Annotated in this window: 25 protein-coding genes and 1 pseudogene; 24 read left to right on the top strand and 2 right to left on the bottom strand. The window is 29.4% G+C overall.

Translation table 11 applies throughout. From position 1 onward, the window contains the following. Window positions 1-31 precede the first annotated feature (31 nt). The 15 genes and pseudogenes from OXH55_RS12770 (at window position 32) to OXH55_RS12700 (ending at window position 10,943) form a co-directional block, all read left to right on the top strand. The gene (locus OXH55_RS12770) at window positions 32-1,630 is read left to right on the top strand and encodes an NAD(P)/FAD-dependent oxidoreductase (RefSeq protein WP_268050364.1); all 1,599 of its coding nucleotides are present in this window, start codon (window positions 32-34) and stop codon (window positions 1,628-1,630) included. A gap of 31 nt (window positions 1,631-1,661) precedes the next feature. Next, a pseudogene (locus OXH55_RS12765) lies at window positions 1,662-1,814 on the top strand (butyrate kinase); the annotation flags it as partial. A 201-nt stretch (window positions 1,815-2,015) separates the two neighbouring features. Continuing rightward, window positions 2,016-2,681, top strand: a complete 666-nt coding sequence (locus OXH55_RS12760; RefSeq protein ID WP_268050363.1) for a nucleotide-binding protein — start codon at window positions 2,016-2,018, stop codon at window positions 2,679-2,681. Window positions 2,682-2,704: 23 nt separating this feature from the next. After that, on the top strand, window positions 2,705-2,914 hold the full coding sequence (locus OXH55_RS12755; protein ID WP_268050362.1) for a 4Fe-4S dicluster domain-containing protein: 210 nt from the start codon (window positions 2,705-2,707) through the stop codon (window positions 2,912-2,914). Window positions 2,915-2,933: 19 nt separating this feature from the next. Next, a complete protein-coding gene (locus OXH55_RS12750) occupies window positions 2,934-4,007 on the top strand; it encodes a 3-methyl-2-oxobutanoate dehydrogenase subunit VorB (RefSeq protein ID WP_268050361.1) in 1,074 nt (357 codons plus the stop codon). Next, window positions 4,007-4,756 carry a thiamine pyrophosphate-dependent enzyme gene (locus OXH55_RS12745; protein ID WP_268050360.1) on the top strand — a complete coding sequence of 250 codons (750 nt, stop codon included), beginning with the start codon at window positions 4,007-4,009 and terminating at the stop codon, window positions 4,754-4,756. Before OXH55_RS12750 ends, OXH55_RS12745 begins: the two co-directional genes overlap by 1 nt. A 1-nt stretch (window position 4,757) precedes the next feature. Continuing rightward, complete coding sequence (locus OXH55_RS12740) at window positions 4,758-5,306, top strand: 2-oxoacid:acceptor oxidoreductase family protein (protein WP_268050359.1); 549 nt, start codon at window positions 4,758-4,760, stop codon at window positions 5,304-5,306. 367 nt (window positions 5,307-5,673) lie between these two features. After that, window positions 5,674-6,987: an MFS transporter gene (locus tag OXH55_RS12735; protein WP_268050358.1), complete on the top strand. Its 1,314-nt coding sequence runs from the start codon at window positions 5,674-5,676 to the stop codon at window positions 6,985-6,987. A 34-nt stretch (window positions 6,988-7,021) separates the two neighbouring features. After that, window positions 7,022-7,393, top strand: coding sequence for a DUF2089 domain-containing protein (locus OXH55_RS12730; protein ID WP_268050357.1), 372 nt, complete (start codon window positions 7,022-7,024; stop codon window positions 7,391-7,393). A gap of 22 nt (window positions 7,394-7,415) precedes the next feature. Beyond that, window positions 7,416-7,787 (top strand): SHOCT-like domain-containing protein, encoded by a 372-nt coding sequence (locus tag OXH55_RS12725; protein ID WP_336296780.1) that lies wholly within the window; start codon window positions 7,416-7,418, stop codon window positions 7,785-7,787. Between the two features lie 4 nt (window positions 7,788-7,791). Next, complete coding sequence (locus OXH55_RS12720; RefSeq protein WP_268050356.1) at window positions 7,792-8,046, top strand: hypothetical protein; 255 nt, start codon at window positions 7,792-7,794, stop codon at window positions 8,044-8,046. 27 nt (window positions 8,047-8,073) lie between these two features. Next, window positions 8,074-9,003, top strand: a complete 930-nt coding sequence (locus OXH55_RS12715) for a radical SAM protein (protein WP_268050355.1) — start codon at window positions 8,074-8,076, stop codon at window positions 9,001-9,003. A 258-nt stretch (window positions 9,004-9,261) separates the two neighbouring features. Beyond that, entirely contained in the window at window positions 9,262-9,873 is a 612-nt protein-coding gene (locus tag OXH55_RS20140; protein WP_336296779.1) for a CPCC family cysteine-rich protein, read from the top strand. Between the two features lie 18 nt (window positions 9,874-9,891). Next, window positions 9,892-10,191 (top strand): hypothetical protein, encoded by a 300-nt coding sequence (locus OXH55_RS12705; RefSeq protein WP_268050354.1) that lies wholly within the window; start codon window positions 9,892-9,894, stop codon window positions 10,189-10,191. Between the two features lie 68 nt (window positions 10,192-10,259). Then, complete coding sequence (locus tag OXH55_RS12700; RefSeq protein ID WP_268050353.1) at window positions 10,260-10,943, top strand: hypothetical protein; 684 nt, start codon at window positions 10,260-10,262, stop codon at window positions 10,941-10,943. Window positions 10,944-11,010: 67 nt separating this feature from the next. Here the strand turns inward: OXH55_RS12700 and OXH55_RS12695 are convergent, their stop codons facing one another. Further along, the gene (locus OXH55_RS12695; protein WP_268050352.1) at window positions 11,011-12,438 is read right to left on the bottom strand and encodes a hypothetical protein; all 1,428 of its coding nucleotides are present in this window, start codon (window positions 12,436-12,438) and stop codon (window positions 11,011-11,013) included. Window positions 12,439-12,626: 188 nt separating this feature from the next. Between OXH55_RS12695 and OXH55_RS12690 the strand changes: the two genes are divergently transcribed. From OXH55_RS12690 to glmS, 6 genes are all read left to right on the top strand, one after another. Continuing rightward, window positions 12,627-13,463: a MerR family transcriptional regulator gene (locus OXH55_RS12690; protein ID WP_268050351.1), complete on the top strand. Its 837-nt coding sequence runs from the start codon at window positions 12,627-12,629 to the stop codon at window positions 13,461-13,463. Then, window positions 13,460-14,089: a GyrI-like domain-containing protein gene (locus tag OXH55_RS12685; RefSeq protein WP_268050350.1), complete on the top strand. Its 630-nt coding sequence runs from the start codon at window positions 13,460-13,462 to the stop codon at window positions 14,087-14,089. The genes OXH55_RS12690 and OXH55_RS12685 overlap by 4 nt, the downstream gene beginning before the upstream one ends. Before the next feature lie 234 nt (window positions 14,090-14,323). After that, window positions 14,324-15,670, top strand: a complete 1,347-nt coding sequence (gene glmM / locus OXH55_RS12680; RefSeq protein WP_268050349.1) for a phosphoglucosamine mutase — start codon at window positions 14,324-14,326, stop codon at window positions 15,668-15,670. Beyond that, entirely contained in the window at window positions 15,670-16,104 is a 435-nt protein-coding gene (gene tsaA, locus OXH55_RS12675) for a tRNA (N6-threonylcarbamoyladenosine(37)-N6)-methyltransferase TrmO (protein WP_268050348.1), read from the top strand. Before glmM ends, tsaA begins: the two co-directional genes overlap by 1 nt. 111 nt (window positions 16,105-16,215) lie before the next feature. Beyond that, complete coding sequence (locus tag OXH55_RS12670) at window positions 16,216-16,974, top strand: DUF4184 family protein (protein ID WP_268050347.1); 759 nt, start codon at window positions 16,216-16,218, stop codon at window positions 16,972-16,974. Window positions 16,975-17,433: 459 nt separating this feature from the next. Then, window positions 17,434-19,260, top strand: coding sequence for a glutamine--fructose-6-phosphate transaminase (isomerizing) (gene glmS, locus OXH55_RS12665; RefSeq protein ID WP_268050346.1), 1,827 nt, complete (start codon window positions 17,434-17,436; stop codon window positions 19,258-19,260). Between the two features lie 121 nt (window positions 19,261-19,381). On the opposite strand, the gene OXH55_RS12660 is transcribed toward glmS, so the two are convergent. Beyond that, window positions 19,382-19,906 (bottom strand): hypothetical protein, encoded by a 525-nt coding sequence (locus OXH55_RS12660; protein WP_268050345.1) that lies wholly within the window; start codon window positions 19,904-19,906, stop codon window positions 19,382-19,384. A 222-nt stretch (window positions 19,907-20,128) separates the two neighbouring features. On the opposite strand from OXH55_RS12660, the gene OXH55_RS12655 reads away from it, so the two are divergent. Genes OXH55_RS12655 through OXH55_RS12645 form a run of 3 tightly spaced genes read left to right on the top strand, consistent with a single transcriptional unit; the run spans window position 20,129 to window position 22,964 of the window. Then, window positions 20,129-21,235: an MGDG synthase family glycosyltransferase gene (locus OXH55_RS12655; RefSeq protein WP_268050344.1), complete on the top strand. Its 1,107-nt coding sequence runs from the start codon at window positions 20,129-20,131 to the stop codon at window positions 21,233-21,235. Then, window positions 21,235-21,918, top strand: coding sequence for a polysaccharide deacetylase family protein (locus tag OXH55_RS12650; protein WP_268050343.1), 684 nt, complete (start codon window positions 21,235-21,237; stop codon window positions 21,916-21,918). Before OXH55_RS12655 ends, OXH55_RS12650 begins: the two co-directional genes overlap by 1 nt. Then, on the top strand, window positions 21,918-22,964 hold the full coding sequence (locus OXH55_RS12645) for a lysylphosphatidylglycerol synthase transmembrane domain-containing protein (protein ID WP_268050342.1): 1,047 nt from the start codon (window positions 21,918-21,920) through the stop codon (window positions 22,962-22,964). Before OXH55_RS12650 ends, OXH55_RS12645 begins: the two co-directional genes overlap by 1 nt. The last annotated feature ends 126 nt before the right edge of the window (window positions 22,965-23,090 follow it).

The following is a 23,090-nucleotide window of genomic DNA, read 5'->3' as shown; positions in this document are numbered from 1 at the left end:
AAATACATTGTGGATATTTTGGAGGAGAAGTATGACAATTAGAATAAACAATATAGTATTAGATATAGAAGAAGAGATAGATTTATTAAAAAAGAAGGCTGCAAAAAAATTAAGAATTAATGAAAGTAATATAAAAAAACTAAAGATTCTTAGAGAGTCTATTGATGCAAGAAAAAAGAACAGTATAAAGTTTAGTTATAGTGTAGAAGTGGAATGTGAGAGAGAGTCCAGAGTAGTAGCAAGAGCTAATAGTAAAGATGTAAAAATAGAAAAGGTTAAGTACGATTCGGAATTTAACCTTGGAAGTAAAAAGATGCTTCATAGACCTGTTATAGTTGGAATGGGTCCAGCAGGGATGTTTGCTGCTCTTTTAATGGCGGAAAAAGGATATAGACCTATAGTTATTGAAAGAGGAGAAAAAGTAGAAGATAGAACAAAGTCAGTAGAAGGTTTTTGGAAAGGTGATAAGTTAAATTTAAATTCCAATGTTCAATTTGGAGAAGGTGGTGCAGGAACTTTTTCAGATGGAAAGCTTACTACTAGAATAAAGGATTCAAGATGTGATTATATTCTTGAGAAATTTATAAAATCAGGTGCTCCAGAGGAAATAATGTATAAGGGTAAGCCGCATATAGGAACAGATATATTAAAGGACGTAGTTAAAAATATCAGAGAAAAAATTATAAGTTTAGGTGGGAAAGTAAGATTTAATAGTAAGCTTGAAGATCTTAAAATAAAGGATAATAAGCTTTATGGAATTGTGGTAAATGGAGAAGAAATTCCTTGTGAAGCGCTTATCCTTGCTCTTGGGCATAGTTCAAGGGATACTTATGAAATGCTATATAAGAGAGGGATTTTCATGAGTTCTAAGCCTTTTGCTATTGGAGTGAGAATAGAGCATCCTCAAATGCTTATAAATGAGAATCAATATGGAAAATTTGCAAATCATAAGAGACTTAAAGCTGCAGATTATAAATTAACATATACAAGTGAAAAAACTAATAGAGGAGTTTATAGCTTCTGTATGTGTCCAGGAGGAGAAGTTGTTGCAGCAGCATCTGAAGAAGGAGGACTTGTTACTAATGGAATGAGCTACTACAGCAGAGATAAAGAAAATGCTAATGCAGCTTTAGTAGTGACTGTTGGACAAAATGATTTTAGTGGAGATACTCCTTTAAAAGGAATGGAATTTCAAAGACACTATGAAAGTTTAGCTTATAAATTAGGTGGAGAAAATTATCATGCACCTATTCAATTGGTAGGAGATTTTTTAGAGGACAAAGTAAGTACAAAACTTGGAAGTGTAACTCCAACATATAAACCAGGTTATACATTTGCTAATTTAAAAGAATGTCTTCCAGGAGGAGTTGTAGATACATTAAAGGACGGATTAATAAAATTTGATAAAAGAATTAATGGATTTGCACAAAAGGATGCTATTTTAACGGGAATAGAAACAAGAACTTCGGCACCAGTTAAAATTGAAAGAAATGAAAAACTGCAGAGTATATCATTAGAAGGATTGTATCCTTCAGGGGAAGGGGCTGGCTTTGCAGGTGGAATTATGTCAGCAGCTGTTGATGGATTAAAGAGTGCGGAAAGTATAATGAAAGAGTATGCACCACTGTAATAGAAAAAATTACTTTGTTATAAGGTAATGAATAGAGTATAGTAAAGAAGTTACAGAAGCTATAAAAGAAAGAGTTGGATTTATTTTACCAGTAACAGTTTATCTTAGAGAAGATGAACTGTTAGCATTAACTCAAGGTGGACTTAGAGTATTAAATGGAGAAGAAAAAGCAAAACAATACTAAATTAAAATAGAATTAAAATATAAGAGAACATCTAAGACATTCATCTTAGATGTTCTTTGTTTTTATTTTTTAAATTTCTATCAAAATAATGAAAATTTCATATTATGTAGTATACGGCAAAAACTGAAAATAATAAATAACAGTAATTATTTACTTTACTATAAGGTTATCTTTATATAATTAATAGAATAAGGTGATTACATGAGCAGAATAAGAATATTTTCTGGGCATTTTGGCAGTGGAAAAACAGAAATTGCTATAAACTATGCTCTGAATCTAGCTAAATTTGGTGAAAAAGTGGTTATAGTAGATATTGACATAGTTAATCCTTATTTTTGCATAAGAGGTATAAAAGATTTACTTGAAGATGCGGGGATAAGAGTAATAAGTTCAAATTTGAGTTATGTTAATGCAGAATTAATGGTTATTCCTTCAGAAATAAATGCAATTTTTAATGATAAGAGCTATGAAGTTGTTATAGACGTTGGAGGAGATGATGTTGGAGCAGTTGTACTTGGGCGGTATAACCAGTATTTTAAGAAAGAGCCTTATGAAATGTATTTTGTTATAAACAATAATCGACCTTTCACAGCAGATTCAAAGTCTACAGAGGAGTTTTTAAACCAGATAGAAAAGGCTTCTAGACTAAAAGTAACACATCTAATATCAAATACAAATCTTTCCTATGAGACAAAAGTAGAACATATTTTAAAAGGTGATAAAGTAGTTTCGTATATGTCTAAAAAGTTAAATATCCCATATAAATATATTGTTTGCACAAGAGATTTTAAAAATCAAATAGAGGGAAAAGTTAAAGGTGAAATATTTCCAATAGATATTTACATGAAAAAGTATTGGGAAGTATAACCCCAAAATAAAGGAGGAGTTTTATGTCTAAGGTAACCTTTAGAGAGGATAGGTGTAAAGGATGTGGATTATGTATAGGTGTCTGTCCTAAAAAGATTATTAAGTTTTCACATAAACTTAATATTAAAGGATATCATCCAGCTTCAGTAGAGGATGAGGACATGAGTAAATGTATAGGGTGTGCTTCATGTGGAAAAATATGCCCAGACTGCGTTATTACTGTGGAAAAATAAAAAAGAGGGGGGATATTTAATGAGTGAAAAGCTTCTAATGAAAGGAAATGAAGCTATTGGGGAAGCTGCTATTAGAGCAAATTGTCAATGCTTTTTTGGATATCCAATAACACCTCAAACAGAGGTGGCAGCATACTTGGCTAGAAGAATGCCTAAAATAGGAAGGATATTTCTCCAGGCTGAAAGTGAAATTGCAGCAATTAATATGATTTATGGATGTGCTGGAACGGGGAAAAGGTGTATGACATCTTCTTCAAGTCCAGGAATAAGCTTAAAATCTGAAGGTATATCATATATTGCTGGAGCTGAACTTCCTTGTGTAATTATAAATATTGTAAGAGGTGGTCCTGGTCTTGGAGGTATACAACCTGCTCAATCTGATTATTTTCAAGCTACAAAAGGGGGAGGGCATGGAGATTTTCATATGCCAGTATATGCACCATGTTCAATTCAAGAAATGGTAGATTTAATAGGAGAGGCTTTTGATGCAGCGGATATATATAGAACTCCTTGTATGGTGATGGGAGACGGAATGCTTGGTCAAATGATGGAGCCTGTTGAATTTAAAGAAAGAATTAAAAGAGAACTTCCAGATAAAAGTGAATGGGCTGCTAATGGACGACGTGGAAGAGATAAGCATCATGTAATAAATTCACTTTATCTAAAAACAGAAGAGCTTGAAAAACATAATCTTCATCTTCTAAAAAAATACGAAGAGATTAAAAATAAAGAAGTTAAATATGAAGAATACAAGTGTGATAGAGAAAATGATTTAGTTTTAGTTTCTTATGGAACTACTTCGAGAATATGCAAAAATGTTATTAAAACTGCTGAGAAAGAGGGCATAAAATTGGGGTTAATAAGACCTATAACATTATGGCCATATCCAAATAAAGCTTTTGAGAATACAATAAATAAAACTAAATTCGGATATTTGTCTGTTGAAATGAGCTGCGGTCAAATGGTTGAAGATGTGAGACTTGCTGTTGAAGGAAGAAAACCTGTAGCTTTTTATGGAAGAACAGGTGGTATGATTCCTCATCCAAATGATATTTTATCTAAGATTAAAGAAATAATAGGGGGTGCAAAATAATGGCTGTAATATTTCAGCGACCTAAAGCATTACTAGATGTTCCTACTCATTATTGTCCAGGATGCACTCATGGAATTATACACAGATTAGTTGCTGAAGTTATAGATGAACTTGAAATTTTGGATATAACAATAGGTGTTGCACCTGTTGGCTGTTCAGTTCTGGCTTATGATTATTTTGCATGCGATATGTTTCAGGCTGCTCATGGTAGAGCACCTGCTGTTGCCACAGGTATAAAAAGAGGTAATCCAGATTCGGTTGTTTTTACTTATCAAGGAGATGGAGATCTTGCTGCTATTGGAACTGCTGAAATAGTTCATGCTGCTGTAAGGGGAGAAAAGATAACTACTGTTTTTATAAATAACTGTATATATGGAATGACTGGAGGACAGATGGCTCCAACAACTCTTCCAGGACAAGTAACAGAAACTACACCTTATGGAAGAGATACTGAATGTGCTGGATATCCTATTAGAATTTCGGAAATGATTTCAACTTTAACAGGAGCTTGTTATGTAGAAAGAGTTTCTGTTGATAGTGTTCCAAATATAATTAAGGCAAAAAAAGCAATAAAAAAAGCTTTCAAAGCTCAAATAGATGGCAAAGGTTTTTCACTTGTAGAAGTACTTTCAACTTGTCCTACTAATTGGGGATTATCACCTAAGGAGGCTATGGAATGGTTGTGTAAAAATATGATGCCTTATTATTCACTGGGAGTAAAAAAAGATACTACAGGTGAGGTGAAATAGTATGTTAATGCAGGAAGTAATATTTGCTGGTTTTGGAGGACAAGGAATACTTCTAATGGGTAAATTTTTGGCTTATGCAGGAATGGAGGCTGATAAGTATGTTTCATGGCTTCCATCTTATGGACCAGAAATGAGAGGGGGTACTTGCAACTGTTCGGTAATAGTATCAGATGAACCTATTGGGTCTCCGATAATTACACAACCATCTACTATAGTAGTTATGAATAGACCATCTTTAGATAAATTTGAACCTCTTTTGAAAAAAGGAGGATTATTGATTATGGATGAAGATATTGTAGATAGACCACCAGAAAGAGAAGATATTTATGTAATAAGCATTGCAGCTCAAAGAGAAGCAGAGAAAATTGGAGATAAAAAAATAGCTAACATGGTACTTTTAGGAGCATTGATTAAAAAAACAGGAATAATTTCTATGGAGGGTATTTTAGAAGCATTAAAAAATCATGGTAAAGAAGAGTTTTATGAGTTTAACAAAAAAGCCATAGAAAAAGGAGTAGAATGGCTTTGTAGGCGGAATTATGTTAGCTAATGTTGATGGATTAAAGAGTGCGAAAAGTATAATGAAAGAGTATGTACCAATATAAATAATATAAAATGAAATACTAGAGCGTGTAGAAAATATGATTCTACATGCTTTTTTAATGCGGGTATGTTGATAAATTGTATTTTAAATCATTAGAATGAGTAAATATAAATCTAAATTAATAAAATTAATAATCCGATTAAAAATATTGAAATATAAATTTAAAAAAATTAATAAATTTAATATATTATTTAAAATATTTTAATTTGTATATTGAATTTATTAAAGATATCATCTATAATATAAATATAGAATAAAATGGTAAAAATAATTGCGGTTATATACCTAAGTAATTTAATAAGGAGAGAATATCATGGAGGTTAAAAAAAGAAAAAGTTGTGAATTAGATATAAAAGAAAACACAAGATTACTTTCAAATATAATTTTATTGTTGTTTGGAAGATTGGTATCTTTATTTGGAAGCCAAATATATACCTTTGCCATAGGTTTATATGTTTTAAAAACTACAGGTTCAGGTACAGCTTTTTCTGGAACATTAATTTTTGGAATGCTTCCTAGAATAATTTTTGGACCAATAGCAGGGATTATAGCAGATAGAGTAGACAGAAAAAGAATGGTTGTAAGTATGGATATATTAAGTGGATTGGTTGTTTTTGGTCTTGTAGCTATTTCAAGTATTAAAGGACTTAAATTACCCTATATTTATATTGCTAATTTATTGTTAAATACTTTTAACACCTTTTTTGATGTACCATTCACTGCATCTATTCCTAACATTGTAGATGATAAGAGCTTGATGAAAACAAATTCTTTTAATCAATCTATAACTTCTATAGCTCAAATAGGAGGACCGTTTATAGGTGGACTTATCTTTGCCTTCGTGGACATGAAATTATTTCTAACTATAAATGCGGCTTCTTTTATATTTTCAGGTATTTCAGAAATGTTTATAGATTTTAATTATAATAAAGGTGAAAAAGAAAAGAAAGAAGAAGTGCAAAATAAGAAAGAGAAAGGAAAAAATTTAGTTAAAGGTTTTGGAAAGGAATTTATTGAAGGATTCTCATTTTTGAAAGGGAAAACTACTATATTTATACTAAGTATATTTGCAGTATTTTTAAATTTTTTCGTATGCTTTGGTATTGATATACCTTATCCATATATAATAAATAACGTAGTTAAACTATCTTCAACACAATTTGGAATTTTAGAAGGAACATTTCCTTTAGGTATGTTAATAGGTTCTCTTCTAATGGTTTTATTACCAGAAAGAAAAAAGAAATATAAATCATTAATTTCAGGGATTATGGTTATGAATGTTTTAATAATTATGATTGGTATCCCTATAATACCTAGATTCATGATTTTTAATAAAAATAGTTATTTCATATATTTTGCAGTAATTTCTTTTATAGTGGGCATGTCTAATGTTTATATTAATCTTCCAATTTCGGTAATTATGCAAAGAGAGATTCCTGATAATGTGAGAGGTAGGATTTTTGGACTAATGCAGACTATATGTATGGCTATAAGTCCTTTAGGAATGATATTATCAGGAGCATTAATAGATAGGATAGCTGTTTGGATAATTCCTGTATTGTCAGGAATAGTATTAATAATTTTAACTTTTATTATGGCTTTAAATAAAGAAATAAAACAAATATAATTTATCTAAGGATAAACTAGAAAGAGGTGGAAGAGTGGAATATAAAGTTTTAAGTAAGTGCCCAGTATGTAATTCTAATTTAAAGGTAACAAGACTTAACTGTAATAAATGTGGAACTGTTATAGAAAATCAATTTGAATTATCTAAATTTTCATATCTTAATAGAGAGCAATTAGATTTTATAGAGATATTTTTAAAATGTAGAGGAAATATAAAGGATGTTGAAAAAGAACTTGGAATTTCTTATCCAACAGTAAGAGCCAAGTTAGATGAGACTATTGAAGCACTTGGATATAAAGTAAGTAAAAAACCAAAAGTTAGTAGTAAGGATGTTTTAGATATGCTGGAAAAGGGAGATATATCTCCAGATGAAGCTGTAAAAGCTTTAAAAGATGGAGAAATATAAATTTATAAAATGGGGGGGAATTATGATGAAAGAAGAAATATCAAGAATTTTAAAAATGGTAGAGGATGGTAAAATAGATTCAGAAAAGGCAGCTGAGCTTATTGCAGCTATAAAAGAAAATAAAGAGCCTGTTAATTTAACTAAAACTTCAACAGAAGAAAAAATGCTGAAGGTTAAAGTAAGGTCCAATGGTGGAGATAATGTTGATATAAAAGTTCCTATTAATTTTGTAAAAGCTATGCTTGGAATTGCTGGGAAAATACCAGGTATGAATCAAGAGGGAATAGATATAGACCCACAGATTATTTCAGATGCTATAGATAATAATATGGCAGGTAAAATAGTAGATGTTAAAAGTGCTAATGGAGATATTGTGGAGGTTGTTATAGAGTAAAGATATGAGGATATATATTAAAGAAAAAGGTAAAATAGGGTTGTTTATTCCTGTACCACTTTGGTTTTTAAGAGCTGTATGTAATGAGAAATTTATAAAATTCATACTAAAATATATGGAACCTGAGCAAAGAAAATATATTGAAAGCATAGACTTTGGAAAATTGAGTAAAGTTTTGAAAATGTTAAAAGAATATAAAGGATTAGAAATGGTAAATGTAGAAGATAGTAAAGGTACTAAAGTGAAAATAGTAGTTTAACAAATGGGAAAATTAGGGGGAATTAAAATGAAACAATTTAAATATATTTTTGGAGCAGTACCTTCAAGAAGAATGGGTCTTTCTGTTGGAGTTAGTCCTATTCCAAGAAAGCGTTGTAATTATTCCTGCGCGTATTGTCAGCTTGGAAGAACTGATAAAATGACAAATCAACGTGATGAGTTTTTTGAGCTTTCAGATATATTAAAGGAATTTAAAGAATATTTAATAGAAGGTTTGAAGTTTGATGTGGTAACAATAGTAGGCGAAGGTGAACCTACTCTATATTCAAGATTAGGTGAGCTTATAGTAGAATTAAAGAAATTAACATCTAAACCTGTTGCAGTTATTACGAATGGTGCTACTTTATACGATAAAGAAGTAAGAAAAGAATTAATGAATGCAGATATTGTATTGCCATCCTTAGATGCTCATGATGAAAACACTTTTAAAAAGGTTAATAGACCTTATGGAAAATTAAAATTTCAAGATGTTTATCAAGGATTAGTTGATTTTTCAAAAGAATATAAAGGTGAATTATGGGTAGAAGTAATGATTATTAAAGATTTAAATGATAATGAAGAATCTTTAAATAAAATGAAAGAATTATTAGAAAAGGTAAGTTACAATAGGTTATATATAAATACTCCTGTTAGACCACCAGCTGAAGAATGGGTAAAACAAGTGTCAAAAGAATCAATGGAATTAGCAGTTAATATATTAGGCGGCATATCTATAGACATGCTTAATTCAGAAGGCTTTTTTAGTGAAGTAAAGGATGATTATGAAGCAATATTAAGCATTATAAGAAGACACCCAATGAATCAGTATGAAATAAGAAAATTTTTGGATTCTAGAAAGTGTAGTAATATAGAAAATATTTTTGAAAAGTTAAACAAAGATGAGAAGGTGCAAGTAGTAGATTATAAAGGATATAATACTTATAGATTAAAAGTATAAAATATAGAAAAGTATATGAAAACAGTATCTAACCTAAAAAGGGGGATACTGTTTTATTTCATTATGAATAACTACTGAATTAATATGTAGAGTGATATTGGAATAAATAATGAGGATTACAAGTTTAAGGAAGTTAATATATAATAGACTATATATTACAAAAAAAGTTATTATGTCATGTAATAGCTTAAATTATGAAATATTATAAGCTAGGATGTAATATTTAGAGATTGTGGAATAAGAAAGGGTGTATAATCAATGCAAAAATATACTTGTCCCTGCTGCGGCTATAAAACATTAGATGAAAAGCCACCAGATACATACCAAATTTGTCCAATATGTTTTTGGGAAGATGATGGATATCAAATAGAATTTTTAGGAGAAACAGGTGCAAATCATGTTTCGTTGAGAGCTGCACAAGAAAATTTCAAGAGATTTGGGGCATGTGAAGAAAGAGTATTAGATTGTGTTAGAAAACCAACAGAAGAAGATATTTTTGATGGACCTTTAGATATATCAGATGTAGTTGATATATCTTTGATTGAATTAATAAAACTCTTTACTGCTCTAAAATTACCATTAGATAAATTAATAGATTTATACTGTAAAAATATTATGATACCTAATTCAAAACTTATGTTTAATCCAAAGGAGTTAAATGAATATCTTTCAGAAGAAGATATATCAGAATATTATATGTTATCTAGTTATCATGAGATTAAAGATCTTTTTAATTATCAAGAGAATGTAAGTAATGAAATGAAAAGAATTATTAATTTAAGTGAAGAGCAAGTACAAGAAAAATTAGAAACTATTAGAGGTAGATTTTGTGCGGCTGTTAAGATTAAAAATGAAAAATTAAATGCTTAATATTATGAGGTGGACATAATGTATTTATTATCTAAAAAGAAACAGACAGGATTTATTATTTTATTAATTTTATATGTAATTTTAGCATTTGTAGGTGATAGTTTTCCTTTAAATAGTTTTTATAGAAGCTTTTATAGAACAATAAGTTATTTAATTTACATAGTATTTTCATTAGTAATTCTTATCAGCCCTAGAACTATTTTAGAATTTTCATGGAATAGTGAAAAGAAAATGGATATTAAAGATATAGTAATATACAGAATATTAGGGGGGATGGGTTTACTATATAGTATTTATAGAATAATTCAATTATGGTAGACACCAGAGTAATAAAAGTTAAGAAAATTATTAATGTAAGTATATAAAAATAAAAAGGAGTGAATAAAATGCAAAAAGTAATATTAGGTTTAATTATTGGAATATTTTCATTAACGGGATTTTCATCTCAAACTTCAACAACTAAAATTAATAATTCAAATGTTTCAAGCGAAGTTTTAAATGAAAGCAAATCAGAAAGTAAATATTCAGCAAAAGATTTTGTACCTAAGAAGCCAATGATTAAGGTATTTAATGGTGATTTTGAAAATGGAGGTAGGGTTGAAGTTGTAGATAAGGTAACTCAAGATAAATATCAAATCAAGGTTTTAAATACTGGAACAGGTGGAGTTGGAGTTTATGAAATAAAAGAAAACGAGATAAGAGCAGTATATGGTATAGGAGAAACAGAAATATTTGAAGAAAGTTATTTAAATAAAGAACCTAATTCGAATGAGTTAATTTTGAAAGGTCCAATAAAAAAAGGAACTAAGTGGAGTTATAATGAAAATGAATTTTGTGAAATTACAGGCATTGATGTGGAGGTAAAAACACCTGCTGGAAACTACAATACAATTGAAATAACATATAAAAATGGTGATTATGAATCAAAACAATATTATGCAAAAGGTATAGGATTAGTTAAAATAGCTACTGAAATGTATCCATCTGAATTGATAGAAGTAGATTATGATATGGAACAAATTAAGAATTTAGAAAGTTTGTTTGATTTATTAAAAAAGTGTAGAAAATAAAGTTATGAAAAAGCATCTTGAAGCAGTTAAACAGCTGCTATAAGATGCTTTTTATTATCTTATATTTTTATTGAGTTGTATAATCATTATAATCTGGTTCAAACCACTTTATAGATATACTTGGATTTTTATCTTTAGGGTTTTTCTGAATATCTTTTTCAGATATTATCTTATCATTTAAAAGAAGCACTGTTTTATCTGGGCTTTCACAATAAAAAGTTATACCTCTTATATCATTTATAGAAGGAGTGTAAGTGCCAAAAATAGGATCATTTACTGATAGTATGTTAATATAAGTTGTATTATTTTCAGTTGCTTTTTTATAAACCAAGTGTTTTTGAATATTAGCGTAGTTTAACAATCTAGAAGTTTTAGCTACTAAGATTTCCCCTTTATCTTGGTAGCTTTTTAAAAGTTTTAATGCATCTACATTTACATTTTCAAATAAATCTTCTATAGAAACTCCAAAATGTTGGGCTATTATAGAATATTGATTTTTATTAACTATGCTGTCTAAATTCTTTTTAGTAAGCTGCCTATGAAGATGTTTAGGAGTCCATGTCCAGTCGATTTTATCGTTTTTCATGTAATTTGTATGTCTTGAGAATCCCCAGACTTTTTTTTCATCTCTTAATTTAATTTCAAATAAAGGATAATCAACCCCAAAAGCTGTACTATTAATAGAATCCCATACATATTTGATATTAGATTTTAAAGTTAAGTCAGTATGATAGTACTTAGAATCTGGTTTGTCCCCTTCTTGATAACTCATAAATTTTGAAGTATCACCAGCACCAAAATTTTGCTTGTTGGCTCTATTACCATGGTTTATCCACACAGATATATTTATATTTGAATTTTCGAGTGCTTTTAAAGCTTCGACTGCAAGATTTCTATTGAATTTAGTATTCTTCTCATCATTTGTAGAAAAATCTCCGAAAGAATGAATACTGTCTATCCAACCACATTTTATAAAATGTGTTATCTCCTTTGAAGTGTGTTTTTCATTTACATCGGTTCCTTTAAAAAAAGTCATAATATGGTCAACACCATGATTTTCTTTATCAACTTTAAAATTCATGTTATCTGCCATATACATCCAAAATGAATCTCCAATGTCTAATCCTAAACCTTTACCGTAAGGAGTATTTTCCTCTGTGTTTAAAAATTTATGATAGGTTTTAAATTCTTCTAGAGTGCTATCATCAATGTCAGAACATATAGAGAGCATTGATTTATAAGGATAAGGAAATTTCCTTAAGTCACTGCTTTCTAATGCTGATGACGGGTTATCATGTTTTAAAATTTCTTTAGGTATGTACACTTTTGGCTCATTAGATGTTTTGGTGGTTTTATTAGCAGCTACTTCATTAGTATTAACTAATAATTCTTTAGTCACTTTTTTATTTAATACATTAGAAGTGAAAAAAAATAAGTAGAAACCTAATGTAACTATAACAAGTAAAGCTAATTTTAGTATTTTCGTTTTTTTCATGAATTATCATTCCTTTTCTCATATTGTAAAAATTTCTATATATGTCAATAGACATTATAATAAATTTTTTAATAAAATTATTTACATAACAGTAACAAAAATAAATGTTGACCTTGACATTATGGGAAGGCTTATAATGAAATTAAGCTAGCTTATAAGAAAATATGTATCGGTACATGGAGGAGCGTATGTATACAATTGGTGAGTTTTCAAGAATAGGAAAAGTATCTACAAAAATGTTAAGACACTATGACAAGATAGAATTACTTAAACCGGACTATACGAATCCTAATAATGGATATAGGTATTACTCAAAGGATCAAGTAAAAGATATTTTGTTTGTAAATAAGTTGAAAAAATATGGATTTTCTCTAGAAGAAATAGGTAAAGTATTGAAAAAAAGAGACTCAGAATATTTACAATCAGTGATTCAGCAAAAATTGTTGGATTTAACGCAAGAAATAAGAAAAAGTCAGTTTATATTAAAAGAGATGGAAGAAAATATTGAACAATTAAAAAAAGGAGCGGATATTATGATTTCAAAAAGAAAATTTGATATAGCTATAGATGATTTAAAACCTATGAAAGTTTTAAGTATTAGGCAGACAATTTCAATGGAAGACATATCAAAGATTATAGGTAAGATATTTGAAAATATTTATAAGAATCAATTAACACTAGCAGGAGAAATTATGACTATATACTATGATAAAGATTTTGATCCTGAAAATGCAGATGTAGAGGTTTGCATTCCTGTAAATAAGCACTTGAAAACAGAGGAAATAAGTACAAAAACTTTTGATGGTGGTTTGGTTGCTCATACAACATTTATAGGTCCATATAGTGAAATAGGAGAAGCGTATGCTGCTCTAATGGAATGGATTGATAAAAACGATTATGAAGTTATAAGACCGCCTTTTGATAAATATATAAAAGGTCCAGGTGCAGGATGCAGTCCAAAAGAGTTTATTACAGAAGTGTATTTTCCTGTTAAGAAAAAATGTAATTATGAGGTAACAAAATGAATAAATTTGAATGGCGAAAACAATGTAAAGATTTATACTTACCCAAAAATAAACCTGTGAAGATTGATATTCCTGCTATGTGCTATTTTACAATAGAAGGCAGCGGAAATCCTAACAGCGAAAAGTTTAATGAAGCAATTGAGAGCTTGTATTCATTATCTTATGCAATAAGAATGATGCCTAAAAAAGGAATAACACCAGAAGGGTATTATGAGTATACAGTATTTCCACTTGAGGGATTTTGGGATTTAGATAAAGAAGGTAGAACCTTAGACTACCTTAGCAAGGATAATTTAGTTTATAAATTAATGATAAGACAACCTGAATTTGTAACAAATGAATTATTAGATTATGCAGTCAAAAGTGTAAAGTCAAAAAAGCCTAATCTATTATGCTTAGATAAGGTTAAATTTGAAATTATAGAGGAAGGATTATGTGTTCAAGCTATGCACTTGGGTAGTTATGATGATGAGCCTCAAACATTTAATTTAATGCAGCAATTTTGTGTTGAAAATAATCTTAACAGACTGGAAAAAACACACAAAGAAATATATATATCTGATGCAAGAAAAACTACACCAGATAAGCTGAAGACAGTTTTAAGATTCAAAGTTAAACAATCTTGATATTTTATAAAATAAAGCTATTCCTTACTTTTGGGATAGCTTTATTATTAGTTTTTAGTTTATATTCATATACTATACCGTTTTTAACAATATTTTAAAACATAGCTTAAGAAAAATAGCATAATAATAAGTTTAGGAGTTTAACAAATGGCAATATTTACTCATATTGTTATAATAGAAGATATGTAATATAATTAGAACAGTATGTATAAAACAATAAAGAGAGGTAACAATATGAGTAGATTGTTTGGAACAGATGGAGTAAGAGGAATTGCTAACGAAGAGTTAACAGCTGATCTTGCATATCAATTAGGAAGAGCAGGGGCTTTTGTATTAACAGAAGGAACTCATAAACCCAAAATATTAGTTGGAATGGATACAAGGATATCAGGGGACATGCTTGAATCTGCTCTTGTTGCGGGTATTTTATCAGTTGGGGCAGAAGCAATTTGTGTAGGAGTTATACCTACACCAGCTGTAGCTTATCTTACAAGAAAATATAATGCAGATGCAGGAGTTGTAATATCAGCTTCACACAATCCAGTAGAATATAATGGAATAAAATTTTTTAATGGACAAGGATATAAACTTAGGGACGAATTAGAAGATAAAATTCAAAGTATAATAGAAAATAATTTTGAAGGAGTTCCATCTCCTACAGGAGCAGATTTAGGAAGAAAAATTAAAGAAGAAGCAGCTGTAGAGGATTATGTTGAATTTGCAAAATCTACTATAGATGTTGATTTAAAAGGAGTTAAAATTGCTCTTGACTGTGCAAATGGAGCAGCATATAAAACATCAGTAGAAACTTTTAGACAATTAGGTGCTGAAGTTGTTGTAATAAACAATGATCCAGATGGAGCAAATATAAACAAAAATTGTGGTTCAACTCATCCAGAAGAATTAATGGATTATGTTGTTAGAAAAGGCTGTGATTTAGGACTTGCTTTTGATGGAGATGCAGATAGATGCCTTGCAGTAGATGATAAAGGAAATCTTATAGATGGTGACTTTATAATAGCGATTTGTGCTAAACATCTGAAAGAACAAGGAAAGCTTAAGGATGACATGGTAGTTGTAACTGTAATGAGTAACTTAGGGCTTGACCTTGCTTTTAAGAAAGAAGGAATATCTACAATAAAAACTAAAGTTGGAGATAGATATGTTCTTGAAGAAATGGTTAAATATGGATATGCGTTAGGTGGAGAACAATCAGGACACGTAATCTTCTTAGATTACAATACAACTGGAGATGGACTTGTAACAGGTCTTCAAGTTGCAGCAGTTGTAAAGAAAAGTGGAAAGAAATTATCTGAACTTGCTTCAATGATGACAAAGCTTCCACAAGTTTTAGTAAACGCTAAAGTACCTAACAATATGAAAGACATACATGAAAAAGATAGTGAAATTGTAGAAGAAATAAAGAAGATGGAAGAAAAATTAGATGGATGCGGAAGAGTTCTAATAAGACCTTCAGGAACAGAACCATTAGTTAGAGTTATGCTTGAAGGTAAAAACCAAGAAGAATTAGACCAAATGGCACATTCACTTGCAAAACTAATAGAAAAGAAGGTGAACTAATGGATAAAATAGTATTTGAACCAATAGGATTTATTAAATCGCCTTTTAAGGAATTAAATGAGATTCCATCTCAAAGTGTACACGCAAAGGATAAAAGAGCGGTTATTGAAATTAAAGAAGAGCTTAAAGATGGACTAAAGGATTTAGAGACTTTTTCACACATAATGGTTTTCTTTAACTTCAATAAGGTTACAGATTATGAACTTTTGGTTAAGACACCTTGGAGTGATGAGAAAAAAGGAGTTTTTGCTACAAGAAGTCCAAAACGTCCTAACGAAATAGGTGTATCAGTTGTAAAGCTTATAAAGGTTGAGGGCTGTAGTGTAGAAATAGAGGGAGTAGATATGTTAGATGGTACTCCAGTTTTAGATATAAAGCCATACGCTTCAAATTTAAATCCCAATGATGCTAATAACGGATGGCTTGACGAATAGAAATTTTTAACTAAATTTAAGCAGTAGTATAGAATAACAACTATATTGCTGCTTATTATTATAATTATGGAATTTTATAACGCATATCTTTGAATGAGAAAGGGGAAAAATATGCCTTTTACTTTTACGCATCCAGCTATAGTTATTCCTGTTAAAAAGAAATGGACAAGTCTTTTTTGCTTTACTGCACTGGTTATAGGTAGCATGGCTCCGGATTTTGAGTACTTCATAAGATTTATTCCAATAGGAACTATGGGACATACAGCAGCAGGTTTTTTTTATTTAAATTTACCATTATGTCTTTTAATAGCTTATATATTTCACTATATTGTTAAAAAGCCTTTTATTATTAATCTTCCGAATCCCATAGATAAATGGTATTACTCTTTTGCAGTGGAAAGGTGGGGAATAAAATCTATAAGGGACTTTATAGTGTTTACTTATTCAGCTTTAATAGGTATGGCATCTCATGTATTTTGGGATTCTTTTACTCATAAAACTGGATTCTTTGTTAATATGTTTTCTTTGCTTAGAAAGCCAATATATATTATGAATCATAAAATTCCTGTATATAAGTTCTTGCAGCATGGAAGTACATTGATTGGGATGATGATTATCTTAATTTATCTATATAAAATTAGAAATACAAAAGAAATTATATTATCTAAGATTTTTACTAAAAATAAAATCATATACCACTCGTCTATTTTATTAATAGCAGTATTGACAGTTTTATATAGAATGTTTTATACATTAGGTGGTTTTAGTTTGCGTTATTTTGGTGTATATATAGTTTCTTTTATTAGCGGTTTAATTATAGGAATAATAATTGTATCAATTTTACAAATTTGTTTCATATTTTTTAAATAAATGTGAAACAAAATATATTTTATTGACGTATAATATATTGTCAAATATAATATTAGAGAAGCTTGTAAGTAAAGACGTTTTTTAGTAAGATTAAAATAATTTTAAAAAGGAGGATAGAAACAAAAAAATAATAAAAGCGCCAGAGCTTAAGTAAGGAAGCTCAGCAGTGTTCTGCTGAGTAAGCGACCATCACAAAATCGGAGATTAAAAGGTTAAAGGAAACTCAAGCTAACGCTTGAGTAAGTTCACCTAACTAAATCGAAGATTTAGAGGTTCACTTAAGTTGACGAGGATGGGGAGTATCGAGATTTCGGCGGATGCCCCACGGTATAGTACTACCGTTAAAGGCTGGTAAAGCTGAAAAGTGATTTTCAGTACAAATCCAGTTGGGTACTAAAAAACTAAATACAAGCTTCCCTTAAAAAGAAAATATAATAAAAAAGGGAGAAAGAAAAGATTATGTGCGGAATAGTAGGATATTTAGGAAATAAAAAAGCAGCAGGGATTTTAGTGGAAGGGTTATCAAAGCTTGAGTATAGAGGATACGATTCAGCAGGTATTGCAGTTATTGAAAATGGGGAAGTAGATGTTAAAAAATGCAAGGGAAGACTTGCTAATCTAGAAGAAAAGCTTAAAGAGCACGCTTTAGAGGGAACTATAGGAATTGGACATACTAGATGGGCAACTCATGGACAACCATCTGATGTAAATTCACATCCACACACTAATAAAGATGAAACTATAGCTGTAGTTCATAATGGTATTATTGAAAACTACCTTGTTTTAAGAGAATGGTTAACATCAGAAGGATATAAGTTCCAATCTGAAACAGATACGGAGGTTATACCTCATCTTGTAGATTATTACTATGAGGGTGATCTTTTAGATGCTGTAATGAAGGCTGTTAAGAGAATGGAAGGAAGCTATGCTATAGGTGTAGTTTGCAAAAATGAACCTAATAAGCTTGTAGCTGTTAGAAAAGACAGTCCATTAATAGTAGGAGTTGGTAAAGGAGAAAGCTTTATAGCTTCGGATATACCAGCAGTTTTAAATCACACAAGAGACGTATATTTACTAGAAGATAATGAATTTGTACTTATTGATGAAAAGGGAGTAACTATCTTAGATGAGAATAAACAAAAAGTAGAGAAAGAAATCTACCATGTAACATGGGATGCAGATGCTGCTGAAAAAGGTGGATATGAACATTTTATGCTTAAAGAAATTCATGAACAACCAAAGGCTATAAAAGATACTTTAACATCAAGAGTAGCTAAAGGACAAAAGATAAGCTTAGATAGTATAACCCTTACAAAGGAACAGATAGAAGACATAGATAAAATATATATAGTTGCATGTGGAACAGCTTACCACGCAGGATTAATAGGTAAGTCTGTTATAGAAAAGCTTGCAAAAATACCTGTAGAAGTAGATGTAGCTTCAGAGTTTAGATATAGAGATCCACTTATAAATGAAAAAACTCTTATGATTGTTATTAGCCAATCAGGAGAAACAGCAGATACACTTGCTGCACTAAGACTTGCAAAAACACAAAATGCTAGAGTTATAGCAGTTACAAATGTAGTTGGAAGTTCGGTTTCAAGAGAAGCTGATGATGTGTTATATACTTGGGCAGGACCAGAAATTGCAGTTGCTTCAACAAAAGCATATGTAACTCAACTTGTTGCAATGTATATAATAGCTTTATATCTTGCTGAAAATAAAGGAAGTATAAGAGAGGCAGAGATAGATAAGATAAAATGCGGACTTTTAAATCTTTCAGAAAGAGCTGCAGAAGTTTTAAATCACAAAGATGTAATTAAAGATTTCGCTAAAAAAATCTGCAATGATAAGGATATGTATTTCTTAGGAAGAGGAATTGACTATGCAGTAGCTATGGAAGGTTCATTAAAGCTTAAAGAAATATCTTATATACACTCAGAAGCATATCCAGGTGGAGAGTTAAAACATGGACCAATTGCTTTAATAGAAGAAGGAACAAAGGTAATTGCTCTTGCAACTCAAGAACACTTATTTGATAAAATGTTAAGCAATATCAAAGAAGTAAAAACAAGAGGAGCAAATGTTATAGCAATAGCTATGGAAGGACATGATGTAATTGAAAAGACTGTAGATTCAGCAATCTACATTCCAAGAGTTAAGAGAATATTAGCTCCAATACTTTCAGTTATACCACTACAACTTTTATCTTATTATGTTTCAATAGAAAAAGGTTGTGACGTAGATAAGCCAAGAAACTTAGCTAAGTCAGTTACAGTAGAATAGTAAATGTTATACATATAACTCAAAGTGTCTGTTATATGTATAAGTAAAAAATAAATTTGATTTAAGAGCCATGTAGTAAATGAGGGTGAAAGCCTGATTTGCTGCATGGCTTTTTTAAAAATTATTCTTTATAAGAATATAATACATCATCCTCTAATATTTGTGATTCCCAATTTGGAAAATTAGTATTTGGTATGTTAAGTAGATAAACCGTTGAAATACCTTCTTCATTAGTAGTATAATACGATTCAAAACGCTTATCTGGTGATTCTCCACCCTGCTTTTTTACATAATACTTAAAACTTCTTATTTGATTAATTTTATTATCAAAGTTATATAAGGTAATTAATAAATCATTATCAATCTCTTGAACTGTTTTTAAAACTGCCCAACTCTTTTTGTCTACTTTAGAAAGAAATTTATTAATTTCCTCATTTTGTCCATTATGAACCTCTGTTACATCAACAATATTATCTTTAACAGCGTCTTCTAAGGTGTATGTTGTAGGTAGTTTATATAAATTTTCTAATTCCCTATCAACAAATGAATCTTTTTGAATTTTGAAATAACATATAGATACAATGAAACCTAAAATACATATGCCTATTATCAATAGATACTTTTGATTAGTGGATAATTTCTTCATCTTATTATCTTCCCCCCTTAAATAACAACTCACGAATAATACAGCTGTTCATTAGTTTATATATTAATTATATGTCATTTTAAACTCTTTATTAAGTGTTCTATTAACAGAACCTAAAATTAATATTATTTTAAGGTAATATTAAGAATTTTTAATATTAATTTAAGTGCATATTAAGTTTAAAATGATAAAGTTTTAGTATAAAGATTTTAGGAGGAAAAAATGAATATTTTAATACTAACAGGCAAATTTGGAATGGGGCATTATTCGGTAGCTAATACATTAAAACAGGATATTGAAGATAGATATATTGATACTAATGTTTCAGTACATGATATTTTTGAGTGTATAACACCAAAGTATTATAATGCTATTTATGACGCTTATACAGTAATGATTAATAAAGCTAGTTCAATATATAATGCATGTTATAAATTTACATATAATAACAAAAAATCTAACTTGGTTTTTGAAAATTATTTTATTAATAAAATAGAGAAGTTAATAGATGATACAAATGCAGATATGGTTATTTCTACACTACCATTTTGTTCACAAATCATATCAGCATATAAGAAAAATGGTGGAAGAGATTTACCGTTAATAACTTGTATAACAGATGTTGGAGCTCATCAAGAATGGATAAATTTTAATACAGATGCATATATAGTTCCTTCTAATTCCACAAAAATGGAGTTAATTTCAAAGGGAGTACCTAGTGATATTATTTATATCGGTGGTATACCAGTAAAGAAACAATTTAGAAAATTTACTAGAAATAATAGAATGAAACAAAATCAAAAAGAGAAAAGATTACTTATTATGGGCGGTGGACTAGGAATAATACAGCTTAAAGATGAGTTTATGGAGAGAATAAACCAATTAAATAATGTGAAGACCACAATTATAACAGGAAATAATACTAAATTATACAATGAGTTGCTCAATAAATATGAAAATATAGAAGTGATTGGGTATACAGATGAAGTTTATAAATATATGGGACAAGCAGACCTTATAATATCAAAAGCAGGAGGAGTTACTTTATTTGAGACAATAAGTGCAGAACTTCCTATAGTAGTAATAAGGCCATTCTTAGGACAAGAAATCAATAACGCTTATTTCGTTGAAAATAAAAGAATTGGTGAAATTATTTGGGATAAGTCAGCAAATATACCTGAAAGAATTGAGAGTTTGATTAATGATGAATTGAAATTGAAAAGTATGAGTTTGAATATGAAGAGTTTAAAAGAAAGTTTCATATGTGATATTACAAAAGATATTATAGATAAATTTTTTGCTAATAATGTGATACATGAGGTGTTGTAATGAATTCAGTAATAATAGCCTTAGTAATACTAATAGGACTTTCATATGCGGTGATTCCTACATGTTATTATAGGTTTTTTGATAAAAAAATAATAAAAACTATGGATAAAAAAGATTCTATTATGTTGACATTTGATGATGGACCTGATGAGAGGTATACAAATACGTTACTTGATTTATTGAAAAAAAATGATGTAAAAGCTAGTTTCTTTTTAGTTGCAGATAAAGCTAAAAAGAATCCTAACATAGTGAATAGAATGATTGAAGAAGGACATAAAATAGCACTTCACTCATATTCACACCAAAATGCATTGTTTACTGGATATTGGTCAGTGAAAAGAGATTTTGAAAACAGTATGAAAATAATGAAGGAAAACAATTGGAAAGTTAATTACTACAGACCACCATGGGGTGATATAAATATTTTTACGCTGTTATTTGCTAAGAAAAATGGTTTAATGCCAATGTTATGGAGTGTGATGGCAGAGGATTGGAGTAGATTTTCTACTGTAGAAACTATAGAAAAAAAACTTTTAAAAAGAGTTAAAGAAGGTTCAATTATATGTCTGCATGATTCAAATGGGGCAGAAAAAGCGCCAGAGAGAACTATACAGGCATTAAGAACTGTGCTGCCTATACTCAAAGAAAAATATAAGTTTATAACTTTGGAGGATATGACATAATGCATGAAATTACTAAAGGAAATAAGAAGTATATATGGAATTTAGTTATTATGTTTATCCTTATGTTAAGTACATTTTATTTGTTATTAAAGGGAAATGATATTGGATTATTTATTAAAACTATTAAATCCATAAATCCTATTTATGTTACTCTGGGTTTTACAATGATGTTTGTATTTGTTTTATGTGAAAGCATGAATATACGAATTTTATTAAAGTCACTTGGTAACAAAATATCCTTTTGGAGAGGAGTAAAGTATTCTTTTGTGGGATTTTATTTTAGTTCAATAACTCCATCGGCTTCAGGTGGACAACCAATGCAAGTTTATTATATGAATAAAGACAAAATAAACCTTTCAGTATCATCACTAATATTATTGATTATTGTTGCAATATATCAGATAGTAATGGTAATGTATGTAGGTGTATTATATTTTTGGAAGTTTTCTTTCCTTAGTGATAAGATAGTAAACATGAAACCATTTATAATTTTTGGATTTACTCTGAACTCAATATTAGTTGGGATAATATTAATAGTTGTATTCTCTAAAAAACTTGCAGAGAGAATAGTAAATGTATTTCTTAATATAGGTATAAAATTTAGAATTTGCAAAAATAAAGAAAAGTACAAGAAAAAAATTGATATTCATATCAAGGAATATAGAGAAGGTGCTAAGCACATAAAGAACAATCCTATTATACTTATAAAAATTTGTGTTATAACAATAGTTCAACTAACAGCTTTGTTTATAATTCCATATTTTATATATAAAGCTTTTGGATTGAATGAGTATGGAATTATAGATGTCATGGCAATTCAAGGAGTGCTTACTATAGCAGTAGCTTCATTACCATTGCCAGGAGCTATAGGAGCTAGTGAGAGTGCATTTATGACGATGTTTAAAATATTATTCTCGTCAACATTATTGCTTCCTGCTATGCTAGTAAGCAGAATGGTTAGTTTTTATCTGTTTTTAGCTATAAGTGGAGTGATAGTTATAGGCTTGCAATTTAAGATGAATAGAAGGAAAAGAATTTTAGAATAAAAAATAAATTTGATTTAAGAGCCATGTAGTAAATGAGGGTGAAAACCTGATTTGCTGCATGGCTTTTTTTATTTATAGTAGAAAGGTTTATGATATAGGGAATAAAAAAAAATAGAAAAAACAAAA

This window comes from Clostridium ganghwense, from assembly GCF_026735165.1.
Classification (GTDB): domain Bacteria; phylum Bacillota; class Clostridia; order Clostridiales; family Clostridiaceae; genus Clostridium_H; species Clostridium_H ganghwense.
Note: the sequence above shows the minus strand (reverse complement) of the source record. Positions and strands in the feature narration are given on the sequence as shown.

Coding starts and splice junctions, on each gene's coding strand:
- OXH55_RS12720 (WP_268050356.1), top strand. CDS start 7,792: ATGAGGATATATATTAAAGAAAAAGGTAAAATAGGGTTGTTTATTCCT.
- OXH55_RS12740 (WP_268050359.1), top strand. CDS start 4,758: ATGTTAATGCAGGAAGTAATATTTGCTGGTTTTGGAGGACAAGGAATA.
- tsaA (WP_268050348.1), top strand. CDS start 15,670: ATGGATAAAATAGTATTTGAACCAATAGGATTTATTAAATCGCCTTTT.
- OXH55_RS12690 (WP_268050351.1), top strand. CDS start 12,627: ATGTATACAATTGGTGAGTTTTCAAGAATAGGAAAAGTATCTACAAAA.
- OXH55_RS12655 (WP_268050344.1), top strand. CDS start 20,129: ATGAATATTTTAATACTAACAGGCAAATTTGGAATGGGGCATTATTCG.
- OXH55_RS12755 (WP_268050362.1), top strand. CDS start 2,705: ATGTCTAAGGTAACCTTTAGAGAGGATAGGTGTAAAGGATGTGGATTA.
- OXH55_RS12715 (WP_268050355.1), top strand. CDS start 8,074: ATGAAACAATTTAAATATATTTTTGGAGCAGTACCTTCAAGAAGAATG.
- OXH55_RS12735 (WP_268050358.1), top strand. CDS start 5,674: ATGGAGGTTAAAAAAAGAAAAAGTTGTGAATTAGATATAAAAGAAAAC.
- OXH55_RS12645 (WP_268050342.1), top strand. CDS start 21,918: ATGCATGAAATTACTAAAGGAAATAAGAAGTATATATGGAATTTAGTT.
- OXH55_RS12760 (WP_268050363.1), top strand. CDS start 2,016: ATGAGCAGAATAAGAATATTTTCTGGGCATTTTGGCAGTGGAAAAACA.
- OXH55_RS12745 (WP_268050360.1), top strand. CDS start 4,007: ATGGCTGTAATATTTCAGCGACCTAAAGCATTACTAGATGTTCCTACT.
- OXH55_RS12685 (WP_268050350.1), top strand. CDS start 13,460: ATGAATAAATTTGAATGGCGAAAACAATGTAAAGATTTATACTTACCC.
- OXH55_RS12650 (WP_268050343.1), top strand. CDS start 21,235: ATGAATTCAGTAATAATAGCCTTAGTAATACTAATAGGACTTTCATAT.
- glmS (WP_268050346.1), top strand. CDS start 17,434: ATGTGCGGAATAGTAGGATATTTAGGAAATAAAAAAGCAGCAGGGATT.
- OXH55_RS12700 (WP_268050353.1), top strand. CDS start 10,260: ATGCAAAAAGTAATATTAGGTTTAATTATTGGAATATTTTCATTAACG.
- glmM (WP_268050349.1), top strand. CDS start 14,324: ATGAGTAGATTGTTTGGAACAGATGGAGTAAGAGGAATTGCTAACGAA.
- OXH55_RS12770 (WP_268050364.1), top strand. CDS start 32: ATGACAATTAGAATAAACAATATAGTATTAGATATAGAAGAAGAGATA.
- OXH55_RS12705 (WP_268050354.1), top strand. CDS start 9,892: ATGTATTTATTATCTAAAAAGAAACAGACAGGATTTATTATTTTATTA.
- OXH55_RS12725 (WP_336296780.1), top strand. CDS start 7,416: ATGATGAAAGAAGAAATATCAAGAATTTTAAAAATGGTAGAGGATGGT.
- OXH55_RS20140 (WP_336296779.1), top strand. CDS start 9,262: ATGCAAAAATATACTTGTCCCTGCTGCGGCTATAAAACATTAGATGAA.
- OXH55_RS12750 (WP_268050361.1), top strand. CDS start 2,934: ATGAGTGAAAAGCTTCTAATGAAAGGAAATGAAGCTATTGGGGAAGCT.
- OXH55_RS12670 (WP_268050347.1), top strand. CDS start 16,216: ATGCCTTTTACTTTTACGCATCCAGCTATAGTTATTCCTGTTAAAAAG.
- OXH55_RS12695 (WP_268050352.1), bottom strand. CDS start 12,438: ATGAAAAAAACGAAAATACTAAAATTAGCTTTACTTGTTATAGTTACA.
- OXH55_RS12660 (WP_268050345.1), bottom strand. CDS start 19,906: ATGAAGAAATTATCCACTAATCAAAAGTATCTATTGATAATAGGCATA.